9 protein-coding genes are annotated in these 12,050 nt (G+C 71.5%); 6 read left to right on the top strand and 3 right to left on the bottom strand.

Annotated elements, in window-relative coordinates; genetic code table 11:
* Nucleotides 1-28: 28 nt before the first annotated feature.
* Complete coding sequence (locus ACIREI_RS40240) at nucleotides 29-1,060, bottom strand: LacI family DNA-binding transcriptional regulator (RefSeq protein ID WP_403344268.1); 1,032 nt, start codon at nucleotides 1,058-1,060, stop codon at nucleotides 29-31.
* Nucleotides 1,061-1,401: 341 nt separating this feature from the next.
* On the opposite strand from ACIREI_RS40240, the gene ACIREI_RS40235 reads away from it, so the two are divergent.
* Complete coding sequence (locus tag ACIREI_RS40235) at nucleotides 1,402-2,925, top strand: ABC transporter substrate-binding protein (protein ID WP_403344265.1); 1,524 nt, start codon at nucleotides 1,402-1,404, stop codon at nucleotides 2,923-2,925.
* Nucleotides 2,926-2,931: 6 nt separating this feature from the next.
* The gene (locus ACIREI_RS40230; RefSeq protein WP_403344263.1) at nucleotides 2,932-4,686 is read left to right on the top strand and encodes an ABC transporter permease subunit; all 1,755 of its coding nucleotides are present in this window, start codon (nucleotides 2,932-2,934) and stop codon (nucleotides 4,684-4,686) included.
* Between the two features lie 538 nt (nucleotides 4,687-5,224).
* Here the strand turns inward: ACIREI_RS40230 and ACIREI_RS40225 are convergent.
* Nucleotides 5,225-5,689: an Lrp/AsnC family transcriptional regulator gene (locus ACIREI_RS40225; RefSeq protein ID WP_403344260.1), complete on the bottom strand. Its 465-nt coding sequence runs from the start codon at nucleotides 5,687-5,689 to the stop codon at nucleotides 5,225-5,227.
* A gap of 110 nt (nucleotides 5,690-5,799) precedes the next feature.
* On the opposite strand from ACIREI_RS40225, the gene ACIREI_RS40220 reads away from it, so the two are divergent.
* The gene (locus ACIREI_RS40220) at nucleotides 5,800-6,795 is read left to right on the top strand and encodes a DMT family transporter (protein ID WP_403344257.1); all 996 of its coding nucleotides are present in this window, start codon (nucleotides 5,800-5,802) and stop codon (nucleotides 6,793-6,795) included.
* A gap of 180 nt (nucleotides 6,796-6,975) precedes the next feature.
* Here the strand turns inward: ACIREI_RS40220 and ACIREI_RS40215 are convergent, their stop codons facing one another.
* Nucleotides 6,976-8,271 carry a CitMHS family transporter gene (locus ACIREI_RS40215; protein WP_403344255.1) on the bottom strand — a complete coding sequence of 432 codons (1,296 nt, stop codon included), beginning with the start codon at nucleotides 8,269-8,271 and terminating at the stop codon, nucleotides 6,976-6,978.
* A 999-nt stretch (nucleotides 8,272-9,270) separates the two neighbouring features.
* Between ACIREI_RS40215 and ACIREI_RS40210 the strand changes: the two genes are divergently transcribed.
* From ACIREI_RS40210 to ACIREI_RS40200, 3 genes are read left to right on the top strand one after another with little or no spacing between them, the layout of a single operon-like run.
* Nucleotides 9,271-9,972, top strand: a complete 702-nt coding sequence (locus ACIREI_RS40210; RefSeq protein WP_403344252.1) for an aspartate/glutamate racemase family protein — start codon at nucleotides 9,271-9,273, stop codon at nucleotides 9,970-9,972.
* Entirely contained in the window at nucleotides 9,969-10,811 is an 843-nt protein-coding gene (locus ACIREI_RS40205; RefSeq protein ID WP_403344249.1) for a sugar phosphate isomerase/epimerase family protein, read from the top strand. The genes ACIREI_RS40210 and ACIREI_RS40205 overlap by 4 nt, the downstream gene beginning before the upstream one ends.
* A gap of 55 nt (nucleotides 10,812-10,866) precedes the next feature.
* Entirely contained in the window at nucleotides 10,867-11,952 is a 1,086-nt protein-coding gene (locus tag ACIREI_RS40200) for an isocitrate/isopropylmalate dehydrogenase family protein (protein WP_403344246.1), read from the top strand.
* Nucleotides 11,953-12,050: the final 98 nt, after the last annotated feature.

Genomic DNA, 12,050 nt, shown 5'->3' with positions numbered 1-12,050 from the left:
GGGGATCACCGGTACACGGGCCGGCGGTTCAACGAGGCCCGGCGATGGTCCCGCGCACCACGAGCTGCGGGGTGAGGATCACCTCGCGGGGCTCGGTGCGGTCCTGGTCGAGGCGTTCCACGGCGGCGGCGACCGCGTACCGGGCCTGTTCCTCGGCGCCCTGGCTGACCGTGGTCAGGTTGAAGCAGCTCAGGCGGGAGAGCGTGTCGTCGTCGTAGCCGACCACGGAGACCTCGCCGGGGACGGCGACTCCGGCGCGCGCGAGGGCGGCGAGGACGCCGATGGCGCACTGGTCGTTGTAGGCGACGACGGCCGTGGGGAGGTCGCCGGAGTCGAGGAGGTGGCGGGCGGCCCGTTCGCCGGCCTCTTCCGTGTTGGCCCCGCGCAGGACCCTGATGTGCGCGTCCAGGCCGTGCCGGCGCATGGCGGTGCGGTATCCGCGGCGCCGGTCCGTGGCGATCACGCCCTTGCCGCCGTCGACGTACGCGATCGCACGGTGGCCGAGGCCCACCATGTGGTCGACGATCTGGCCGACCCCTTCGTCGTCGGCGGTACGGACGACATCCAGCTCGCCGTCGGCGATCCGGCGGCCGACGACGATGACGGGGGCCTTGCGGTCGAGGGCGGCGAGCGTGTCGGCGGGGGCGGTCGGGCCGAGCAGGATCAGGGCCTCGCTGCGGAAGGCCAGCAGCGTCTCGACGGCGGTGTGCTCGTCACGGGTGCGGGTCTGGGTGCTCAGCACGAGGTCGTAGCCGACCTCTTCGGCGGCCGTGTGCAGATGCTCGACCAGTTCGGCGTGGAACGGGCTGTGGACGTCGATCATGACGCCGAGCAGCCGGGTGCGCCTGCTGGCGAGCATGCTGGCGGTGCGGTCCACCTGGTAGCCGAGGTCGGCGGCGGCCTTCAGGACGCGCTGCCGGGTGCGCTCACTGGGCCCGGGCACACCGCGCAGGACGAGGGACACGGACGCGGTGGACACTCCGACCCGTGCGGCCACGTCCTCCAGCCGGGGGCGCTTGTTCGCGCCCTTGCGCCGGCGCCCGGACTCGGCATCGCCCACGTGGACCTCCCCGGCAATCTCTCGGCGCAACGCACCTTACGCATCCGTGAAACCGGACTGATGATATCAGCACCTAAAGCGCTTTAAGATGCTGACGGAGTACCGCCGGTGTTCCTGCACGCCCTCGACGACCTCAACCCCGACCAGACCCCGTTCCCCCGGCCGGATGCGGGACCCATCACGTTCCCCCCGGGCCGGGCGCCGGGGAGAGGATCTCAGTGGTTGAGAATTCATCCACCCGGGTGAAATCTGGTAAGGCTTGCCTTATATGCTGACGCGGCCCTCGCCGCCGAGTCCGGCGTGCCGGGCATGAACGCTTCCCCGCACGACAGGACCCGCCCATGCGCACCGCCCCTCGTCGCCTCCTCGCGGCACTCGCTCTCTCTCCCTTGCTGGTCGGCTGTTTCGCGTCGGGAGAGGCCGGCTCGGGCACGGACGCGGGAGCAGGGGCGGGCGAGCGACTGCGGGTCGCGCTCGCGGTGCCGCCGGTGCAGGCTCTGTCGCCGTACAGCAACGACGCGACGGTGCTGAGCAAGCTGTCGGTTGCCGAGGGCCTCACCGCGCTGGACAAGAACGGGGCCGCCGTGCCCGCCCTCGCGAAGTCCTGGAGACAGGTCGACGCCACGACCTGGGCCTTCGAGCTGCGCAAGGCGACCTTCCAGGACGGCACCCAGGTCACCGCCCAGTCCGTCGTGAACGCGCTCGACCACGCGGGTGCCGCCGAGGTCAAGCCGCGTGTCCTCAGTGACGTCACGCTGACGGCGAAGGCCGACGACGCCGACACCGTCACCCTCACCACCAAGACCGCCGACCCCGTGCTCCCACTGCGGCTGGCCAGCCCCGCCCTCGGCATCCTCTCCGCCAAGGCCTACGCGAAGGACGGCACGGTCAGCCCGGTCGGCACCGGCACCGGCCCCTTCGAGATCACCAAGCTCACCGGCAAGACCAAGGCCGCCCTGGACCGCTACGACGGCTACTGGGGCGGCAAGGCCAAGGCGTCCGGCATCGACGTGACCTGGATCGCCGACGGCACCGCCCGCGCCAACGCCCTGCGCTCCGGCGACGTCGACATCGCCGAGTGGATCCCCACCGCCCAGGCCGGGTTGCTCGCCGCCGACACCCGCCACGAGGTGCCCTCGGTACGCACCGACAGCCTGGTACTCAACACCCGCAGCGGCATCTTCACCGACGCCTCGCTGCGCGCGGCGGCCCGCGAGGCCGTGGACGGATCCGCCCTCGTCGACTCCGTCTTCGGCGGCTACTCCGACCCCGCGCAGGGCCTGTTCGGGCCCGCCGTCTCCTGGGCGGCCGACGACCGCGTCGAGGTGACCGGCCGCGCGAAGGCCGCGACCACCGCCCAGGTGAAGACGGAGACCAAGGGCAAGACGCTGCGTCTGGCCACCTACACCAACCGCGCCGAGCTCCCCGAGGCCGCCAGTGTCCTGCAACAGCAGCTGGAGAAGGCCGGGTTCACCGTGAAGCAGGACGTGCGCGAGTACACGCAGATGGAGGCCGACCTGCTCGCGGGCAAGTACGACGCGCTCGTCTTCTCCCGAGTGACGCTCCTCGACACCGGCGACGCGGTCGCCTACCTCGCCAGCGACTACACCAGCGACGGCGTCTACAACATCGCCGGGCTGAAGGACTCCAAGGTGGACCAGGCCATCAAGTCCGCCGCCGAGGAAGGCGACACGACGAAGCGACACCAGAAGATCATGCGGGCGGAGGCGGAGATCCTGCGCACCGACGCCGTGGTGCCGCTCGTCCACGAGAAGGTCGTCCAGGGCATCGCGACCGGTGTCGAGGGCGTACTCCTCGACCCGCGCGAGCGCTCCCTCGTCGACGTCGACACGCACCTGAAGTAGCGGCGGATGAGCGCCACTTCGGCCGAAGCCGGCCCCGACTCGTCCTGGTGGCGGGCCGGGGCCGGCCGCATCGCCGCCGGGACCGCGCTGCCGGCGGCCGTCGCCCTGCTGCCGTGGCTGTCCGGCACCGACCCGGCCCTGACCGTGCTGCGGGCCCGGTCCGCGGACCAGGATCCGACCCCGGCGCAGCTGGCCGCCGTACGCGAGGAACTCGGCCTGGACCAGGGGCCGTTGACCCACCTGCTGCACTGGCTGGGCGGGTTGCCGCGCGGGGACGCGGGCACCTCCTGGGTGTCCGGCGAACCGGTCCTGCCCCAGGTGACCTCCGCCTTCGCGGTCTCCTTCACGCTGATGCTCGGCGCGTTCGTGGTGACGGTCGCGGTCGTCGCGCTGATCAGCGCCCGCACCCTGTACCTCGGCTCCCGGCGCCGGTTGCGGCGACGGCAGTCGGGCACCGCGGCCGCCGTCCTCGCCGCGCTGCCCAAGTTCCTGCTCGCCTCGCTGCTGGCCACCGTGGGCGGGGTGTGGCTGGGCTGGTTCCCCTCCAGCGGCTGGGAGGGGCCGGCGTCCATGGTGCTGCCCTCGCTCGCCCTCGGAGTGCCGTCCGGGGCGATGATCGGCGGGCTCGTCGAGCGCTCCCTGCCCGCCGCCTTCCAGGAACCGTGGGCGCGTACCTGGCATGCCTTCGCCTTCCCGCGCGGCCTCGTCGCCCGCACCGCGCTGCGCCGGGCACTGGCCGGCGTACTGCCGCAACTCCTTCCCACCGTCGTGGCCCTGGTCGGCGGCGCGGTCGCCGTGGAGAAGATCTTCAACATCCCCGGGCTCGGCCGCCTCGCCCTCGACGCCGCCATCGCCCAGGACCTCCCGCCCCTCCAGACGGCGACACTCGTCCTGATCCTCCTCGGCGTCGCCGCCGGCCTGCTCCTCCAGACCCTGCGGCGCGCCCTCCTGGGCCCCGCCCTACGGGCCGGCGGCCTGTCCACCCCGCCCCCGGCGGCCCTGCCGCGACAGCGCGCCACACGCTGGATCGCCGCAGCCTGCGCCGCCGCCCTCCTCGCTCTGGTCGTGGGCGGACTGCTGCGCGACCCCTTGGCCGTGGACACCGCGGCTCGCCTGCTGCCCCCGTCGCTCACGCATCCGCTGGGCACCGACTCACTCGGCCGCGACCTCCTGGCCCGACTGGGCCACGGAGCCCTGCGCACGGCCGGGGTGGCCCTCGCGGTCACGGCGGTCAGCGCGACCCTCGGGCTCCTGCTCGGCATGGCCGGACGGCTGAGCGCGGGCCTGACGGAAGTGATCTCGACGCTCCCGGCCGTCCTCGCGGGCCTGTTGACCACGGCCGTGACAGGACCGTCGGTGTGGGGTGCGGCGTGCGCGGTATGCCTGGTGGGCTGGACCCCGTACGCCGCCCAGACGGCGGCGCTGCTCGAAGAGGAGCGGGCCAGCGGCCACATGCTCGCGTCGCTCTCCTTCGGCGCCGGCCCGCGCTACCTGCTCCGCCACCACTACATACCCGCCGTCCTGCCCGCCCTCGTCCGCAACGCGCTGCTACGACTGCCCACCGCGGTCCTCGTCCTGGCCTCCCTCGGCTTCCTCGGCCTCGGCGAACAGCCGCCCACCCCGGAGTGGGGCCGCCTGCTCTCGGAGAACCAGCCGTACGTGGAACTGGCCCCCTGGACCGTACTGGCACCGGCCGGCGCACTCGTCCTGCTGTCCGTCCTCGCCGTGACGGCGACGGCCTCGCGATCCCGCAAGAGGTGACCCGGCCACGCGGGCACCACGCCGGCGCCGTCGCGGGTGGATCAGGTGCGCCCTACGCGCAGCCCGACTGGATCGAGCGGGTCCGCACGTTCACCAGCGGCGCGGCGGTCGACGTCGTCTTCGACGGCGTGGGCGGCGAGATCGGTGCCGCTGCGGCCTCTCTGGGTCGAGGCCGGCGGGCGATTCGTACCGACCGGCGCGGCCGGCGGCACGTACACGGACGCCGCGGCGCTCACGGCTCGGGGTGTCACCGTGCTCGGCCTGCGGCAGGTGATGGAGAGGGGACTGAAACCTGCGCGAGCTGGCGACCACCGCACTCGAGGAGGCCGCGGCCGGGCAACTGCGGCCGGACGATCGGCAAGACGCTCCTGCTGGTGTGAGCGGTCATCCCCCGTCGGCAGTGCACGCGAGCGCGTTCACTGCCGACTAGGCCCGCGCTCACCCCGGGGTTCGAGCCGCGGGAAACGCGGCCGGCTTCTGATGCGCCGGGTCCCCGGCCCGGTGGTCACCGTGGTCACGGCTGCTGAGGGTGTGCGGCTCAGGGGATGGGGAGTGGCGAGGGCGGTTTGGTGACGGCGAACGCGAAGGTCGTCTTGATCGAGGACAGGGACGGGAGGGGCCGCAGCTCTCGCCGTACGAGGTCTTCGTACGCGGCGAAGGAGTCGATGACGATCTTGACGAGGTAGTCGTCGTCGCCGGCAAGCAGGTATGCCTCGACCACCTCGGGAATCGAGCGGAGCTTGTCTTCGACGGCGTCGACGGCCTGCGGGGTGTGTGCGAGGAGCGTCATCCGTACGAAGGCGGTGATCGACAGCCCGAGCGCGTCCTGGGAGAGCATCGCCGCGTAGCCACTGATCACGCCGCTCTCCTGCAGGAGCCGCACACGCCGCAGGCACGGCGACGGCGAGAGTCCCACGCGATCCGCCAGTTCCTGATTGGTGAGTCTGCCGTCTCGCTGGAGTTCGAGGAGGATGTGCCGGTCGATGTCGTCCAGAGTCGCCACGTGGCAGATTCTGCCACAGCCAGCCGCTTGAGCAGCAGAATTCGCAATCGTCTGCTACGGCCACCTTCCTAGGATTGCTCGCATCGGAGCAGGGATGGAAGGAGCCGGCCATGGCCGATCAGATGCGGGCGAAGCTGATGGGAGCGGCCGCTCTCATGGCCGCGATCGTTCTGTGGTCCTCGTTCGCCCTGACGGTCAGGGGCATCAGCTCGTCCAGCCTCACCTCGATCGACGTGGCGTTTCTCCGCTTCGCGACACCCGTCGTCATCCTGGCGCCATGGCTTGCGCGCACCGTCCGCGCACTGAGGGGCGAACGGATCGGTGTCCTGCTCATGCTCGGCATCGGTGGGCTGCCGCACTTTCTGCTCTCCGCGCTCGGCGGGCGCCTGACGTCCGCCGCGCTCATCGGTCTCCTCATCCCCGGCACGGTCCCGCTGTTCGTCGCTGTGATCCTGTACCTCGGGTGGCGGGAACGGATCTCCCGCCGACGTCTGATCGCCCTGGCCGCGATCACCACGGGTATCGCGGCGACCGCGCTACAGACGACGTCCAACACGACGACCGCGGGCATCGGCATTCTCCTGACCGCCGGATGCGCCTGGGCCGTCTACACGATCGGCCTGCGCCGGACGGGGCTCGGTCTCATTGGGGTCGTACTCACCATCTGCGTCCCCGCCACGATCATGGCCGCCCTGCTCGCCGCCTCCGCCGCTGTGCCCTCACACCTGATGACCGGCACCGCCGCCATCTCCGACGTCCTGCTCTTCACCTGCCTCCAGGACATCGGGACGGGACTGCTCTCGACCCTGTGCTACGCCTACGCGGTGCGCGCACTCGGCAGCAACCTCGCTGCGACAGCCGGGGCGATCAGTCCCGTCCTGACAGCGCTCCTCGCCATCCCCCTCTTCGACGAGCCCCTCACCCCAGGCGTGAGCGCCGCCCTCGCGCTCATCGTCACCGGCGTGACGGTCTTCAACATCGCGCCCCGCCATCGCGAAAACGGACCGAAGCGTCCAGTGGCCGGGGGGAGGGCACTTGACCGCACCCCCAGCATGACGCCTGGGATGCCGCCGACCGGCGCGGCATCAACGAGCGAAGTGGCCTGACAGCTGGGGACGTTGGCCCGTACGCGACTGGGGAGGCAGAGCCGTGAGCTTCGCGCCCGGGCCCGTTTTCAGTCATACGCCTCACCCGGCACGGCATGCGTTTCGCCGGCCTGACCAGTGTCGGGCCGCTCTTCGTCGTGCCACCGGCATCCCGACCGTCGACGCAGCCCGAGACCGACCTCAGGCGATGGAGATGGCGCCGGTGAGCAGGGCGAAGGCGATGTAAGCGAGGGACACGGGGACTCCCCAGCGCAGGGCGGTCCTGTGGAAGTCGCCGAGCTCGGCCTTGACGAGTCCGAGGAGCACCCACAGGGGCGCGGAGGTGGGCCCCATCATGTGGAGGATCTGGCCGATGGCTCCGGCGCGGGCGATTTCGTTGGCGTCGATGCCGTAGTGACCGGCCGACTCGGCGAGGACGGGGACCACGCCGAACCAGTAGGCGTCGTTCGACATGAAGAAGCCGAGAGGGAGGGCGAGGACCGCGGTGAAGAGGGGGACGAGGTTGCCCCAGCCGTCGGGGACGACCGCGAGGGCCGCGTCGGCCATGGCCTTGATCATTCCGGCGTCGGTCATGATGCCGGTGAAGACGCCGGCGGCGAGGACGAGCATCATGACGGGCACCGCGTTCGCGGCCTGCCGCTTGATGAGCTCCTGCTGGTCCTCGATGGTGCGGATGTTGAGGAGCAGCGCGATGACGAACGCGACCATGAACAGCACGACGAGGTCGGCGACTTCGAGGATGAGCAGCGCCATCAGGGCGACGGTGAGGGCCGCGTTGGCCCACATGCGCCAGTCGGCCTTCACGGCGGGGATGGCCTCGCCGGAAGCGACCTCCAGCTGATAGGCGTTGAGCTTGTCGGGGTCGATCTTGCGGCGCTCGCGCAGGCCGAGCCAGTAGGCGACGGCGATGATGGCCAGGCTGGTCAGCGTCATCGGGCCGATCATGTGGACGAAGTATTCACTGGCATCCAGGTGCAGGACGCTGATGCCGCGGGTGGCCGCGCCGCCCCACGGCGTGGTACCGGAGATCGTGCCCAGCGCCATGGCGGCGAGGGCGGCCAGCACGAGCGGGTTCATGCCGAGGCGGCGGTAGATCGGCAGGAACGCGGAGCAGACGATCATGTAGCTGGTGGTGCCGTCGCCGTCGAGGGCGACGAGGAGGGCGAGCACGGCCGTGCCGACGACGATGCGGACCGGGTCGCCTTTGGAGGCGCGGATGATGAAGGCCGATATCGGGTCGAAGAGCTTGGCCTCCATCATCAGGCCGAAGTAGAGGACGGCGAAGAGGAGCAGGGCCGCGGTGGGGGCGACGGTGTCCAGGCCGTTGATGATCATGTCGCCGAGCTTGGTGCCCTTGCCGGCGATGACGGCGGCGGCGATCGGCGTGAGCATGATGGCGGTGAACGCGGAGAGGTACTTCCGCATGACGAGCAGCATGAAACTGCCCAGTGTGGCGAAGCCGAGGACGGCGAGCATCGTTGCTCCTTGATGCAGAACGGGAAGCCGCCGTCAGGGGCGGCCGGAGGTGCGGGTCAGCCGGGCGGGCGGAGGCCCCGCCGTGCACGTGATGCCGGGCTCGGCACGGAATACGGGTCGCTCATGGGTGAGTGCGGCTCCTGTGGGAGATCGGCATCCTGCGTCACAGCGGTGCTGCCGCGTAGTGCGCCCGGACGGGCACTACGGGGGTACGTCGTGACTCTGCGCAGGAACTGATGTCGAGCTCGCGGGTGGACGGACCTCTGAGGCGGCTCAGGCGTCCTTGCGGCGCGACACGTTAACGGCCAATTGGTTTACCGGTTAGCCGGTAGGTAACTAGACGTCGCGCTGATTCGTCAATACCCGAGCGACGGATCATGGGCGAACTCTCGGAAATCACGGTCGAGCGGCGGGAGGCCCTGGCCATGCCCTTCGCGCCGCGCTCGCCGAGCACCAGGCCCAGCTCCGGAAAGGCGGTACAGGACGCCGGAGTCCGCGCCGCGGAAGTAGGTGCCGCCGGACTGCCGAAATCTCCAGCGACCCCAGGAAGCCGAGGAACTTGATCGCCTCGCGCACGGTGAGCCTATTGACTCCGAGCATCTCGGTGAGCACTCGCCGAACTGGTCAGCAACCCGGTTCTGCGGGACATGCTCAAGGGCATGCGAACGATGATTCAGCGCGGCCGGACCGAACGGGCCGGCCCGTCCAGCCCCGCAAGGTCGCCTACGCCAACCATGTGCCGATCTTCGAGGCCGTCGAGAGGGGCGACGCGCAGGCCGCCCGGGCGGCGATGACCCGGCAGATGCGGGCAGCCTCACGCCGACTGCGAGAGGCACTGGAACAGGAACCACCAACGGGCCCGCACCCGTCCGGCCGGGCGCCTCCCGGGATGCACAGCGCCACATCTGGACAACCGGTTGACCGGTTGAGCTCAGAGACCTAGAGTTGCGCCGCAGCACCGAACCAGGCAGTGCTGCCGACCGGAAGAGGGGAAACCCGGTGCACGACCGCCCACCGCTGATCGCCATGATCCACGCCGTTCCCGCCGCCGCCCGGATCGCCCAGGACAGCTTCGTCCGGGAGTTTCCCGAGGCCCGACTGTGGAACCTGCTCGACGACCGGCTCCTGGACGACGCCCGCGCCGCCGGCGGACTCGACACCACACTGCGCCGCCGCATGCTGCGTCTGATCCGCCACGCCGTCGCGGGCGGAGCGCGGGGCGTCCTGCTGACCTGCTCGTCGTACGGCGAAGTCGTCGACACCGCCCGCACGCTGTGGGAGATCCCCGTCCTGAAGTCGGACGAGTCGATGTTCCACGCCGCGCTCACCGGCCCCTACGACCGTCTGGCCGTCGCCGCCTCCACGGCCCCGGCGGTACCGGCCGCCCTCACCCAGCTCGACGATCTGTCCGCCCGGCTGCGGCCCGGCCGCCCGGCCCGCATCACCGCGGCGCTGAGCGAAACCGCCGCCCGGACGGCCACGCCGCGGGAGACCGCCCGCCACCTGGCCGAGGCCCTGCGCGCATCGGGCGGCGACGACGTCCAGGCCGTACTGCTCGCCCAGTACTCCCTCGCCCCGGCGGGCCCGGCACTGTCCGACCTGCTGGGCCTGCCCGTGCTGGACGGCGCGGGCGCAGCCGCCCGCGAACTGCGCACCACCCTGCTGCCGCAGGTGCCCGCACCCGCCCAGGCCGCCCAGTGAACGCGCCCGCACCCGGAGCTCCCTGGCCGCTGGCGTACACGGTCTCCTCCGACGACTGCCGCACACCCATGCCGCTCGGTTTCGACGCCCCGCTCGCACAGGCCGCCCGCCACCTGGCCGAACTCGGCTACGACGGCCTGGAGATCCAGGTCCGCGACCTCGACGCCCGTGACGCGGAACGCCTGAGCGCCGCAGTCGAGCCCACCGGTCTGCGCATCGTGGGTCTGGGCACCGGACCCGTCGCCGCCCAGGACGGTCTGACCCTCACCGACCCCGCCCCCGATATACGCCGACACGCCCTGGACCGGCTGCTCGGCGCCGCCCGCCTGGCCGCCGCGCTGGGAGTACCGGTCACCCTGGGCCAGACCCGCGGCACCTTCCTGCCGGGTCTCGAGGACCTGCAGCGGCACTGGGCCGAGGATGCCGTACGCCGTCTGGCCGCCGAGGCCGCCGCGCTGGGCACCCGGCTCCTGATCGAACCGCAGGCCCGCACCAACACCTCCCTGTGGAACACCCCGGAGCAGGCCCTCGCCTTCACCGCCACGATCGAGGCACCCACCGCACTCGTGCTGGACACCCACCACCTGGAAGCGGAGGGACTCGACGCGGCAACCGCCGTCGCGGCCCACGCCAAGGCGACCGGCTGTCTCCAGCTCGCCTCCGCCGCCGGGCGCGGCCCGCTGACGGTGGGGGACCACCGGCTGCCGACGCTGCTGCATGCGCTGCGGGACGGCGACTTCACCGGCTGGCTCACCTTGGAGCACACCCAGGACGGCGACAGCCTCCGCGCCGCAGCCCGGTCGTGGACCGCCCTGCACCACGCAGCGGGCCGCCCCTGACCTCGTACTCCCTTTCGACCCCCGCCTGCACCAACTGACCGGAGAGGAACCGGACATGAGCACCACCTACCGCCTCGGCGTCCTGGAGGGCGACGGCATCGGCCCCGAGATCGTTCCGTCCGCCGTGGAGATCGCCACCGCCGCCGCACGCGCCACCGGCACGTCGGTCGACTGGGTCACCCTGCCGCTCGGCGCCGCCGCCATCGAGAGCCACGCCACGCCGGTCCCCGACGAGACCAAGACCGCGCTCGCCGGCCTCGACGGCTGGTACCTCGGCCCGCACGACTCGGTGTCCTACCCCGAGCCGCACAAGTCCGCCCTCAACCCGTCGGGCACCCTGCGCAAGCACTTCCAGCTCTTCGCCAACATCCGCCCGGCGAAGTCCTTCCCCGGCGCGAAGGCCGTGTGCGGCAACGCGGACCTGGTGATCGTGCGGGAGAACACCGAGGGCTTCTACGCCGACCGCAACACCTTCGCCGGCACCGGCGAGTTCATGCCCACGCCCGACACGGCGATCATGCTGGGCATCATCACCCGCGAGGCCACCGAGCGCGTCGCCCGCGTCGCCTTCGACCTGGCCCGCTCGCGCCGCAAGAAGCTGACGATCGTCCACAAGGCGAACGTCCTCAAGCTCACCACCGGCCTGTTCCGGACCGTGTGCCAGGAGATCGCCGCCGAGTACCCGGACGTCACGGTCGACGACTTCCACATCGACGCCATGACCGTCCATCTGGTGCGCCGCGCCCAGGACTTCGACGTCATCGTCACCGAGAACATGTTCGGCGACATCCTCTCCGACCTCGCCGGCGAGATCTCCGGCTCGCTCGGCACCGCCCCCTCCATCAACGCCTCCGCCGACCGCGCCATGGCCCAGGCCTCGCACGGCTCCGCCCCCGACATCGCCGGGCAGAACATCGCCAACCCCGTCGCCATGATCCTCTCCGGCGCGATGCTCTTCCATTGGCTGGCCGCCCGCCACGACGACCCCGCCCTGGCCAAGCTCGCGAAGATCATCGAAGCGGGCGTCGCCCAAGCCATCGCCACCGGCACCTCCACCCGCGACCTCGGCGGGTCCGCCTCCACCACCGAATTCACCACCGCCGTCATCAAGGCCATCGAGACCGGCGCCGGCCAGAACTGATCCACGGCCACCGGGTCCGTCACAGCGGGCCCGGTCGCGGGGCGGGCACTCATGTGCCCCCGACACGCCAGTGCCCGCCCCGCCGCTCCCCCGTACCC

The organism is Streptomyces sp. NPDC093591 (assembly GCF_044764885.1).
In the GTDB taxonomy this organism is placed as follows: domain Bacteria; phylum Actinomycetota; class Actinomycetes; order Streptomycetales; family Streptomycetaceae; genus Streptomyces.
The sequence above is the reverse complement of the archived record's forward strand: the minus strand, read 5'-3'. Positions and strand labels throughout refer to the sequence as shown.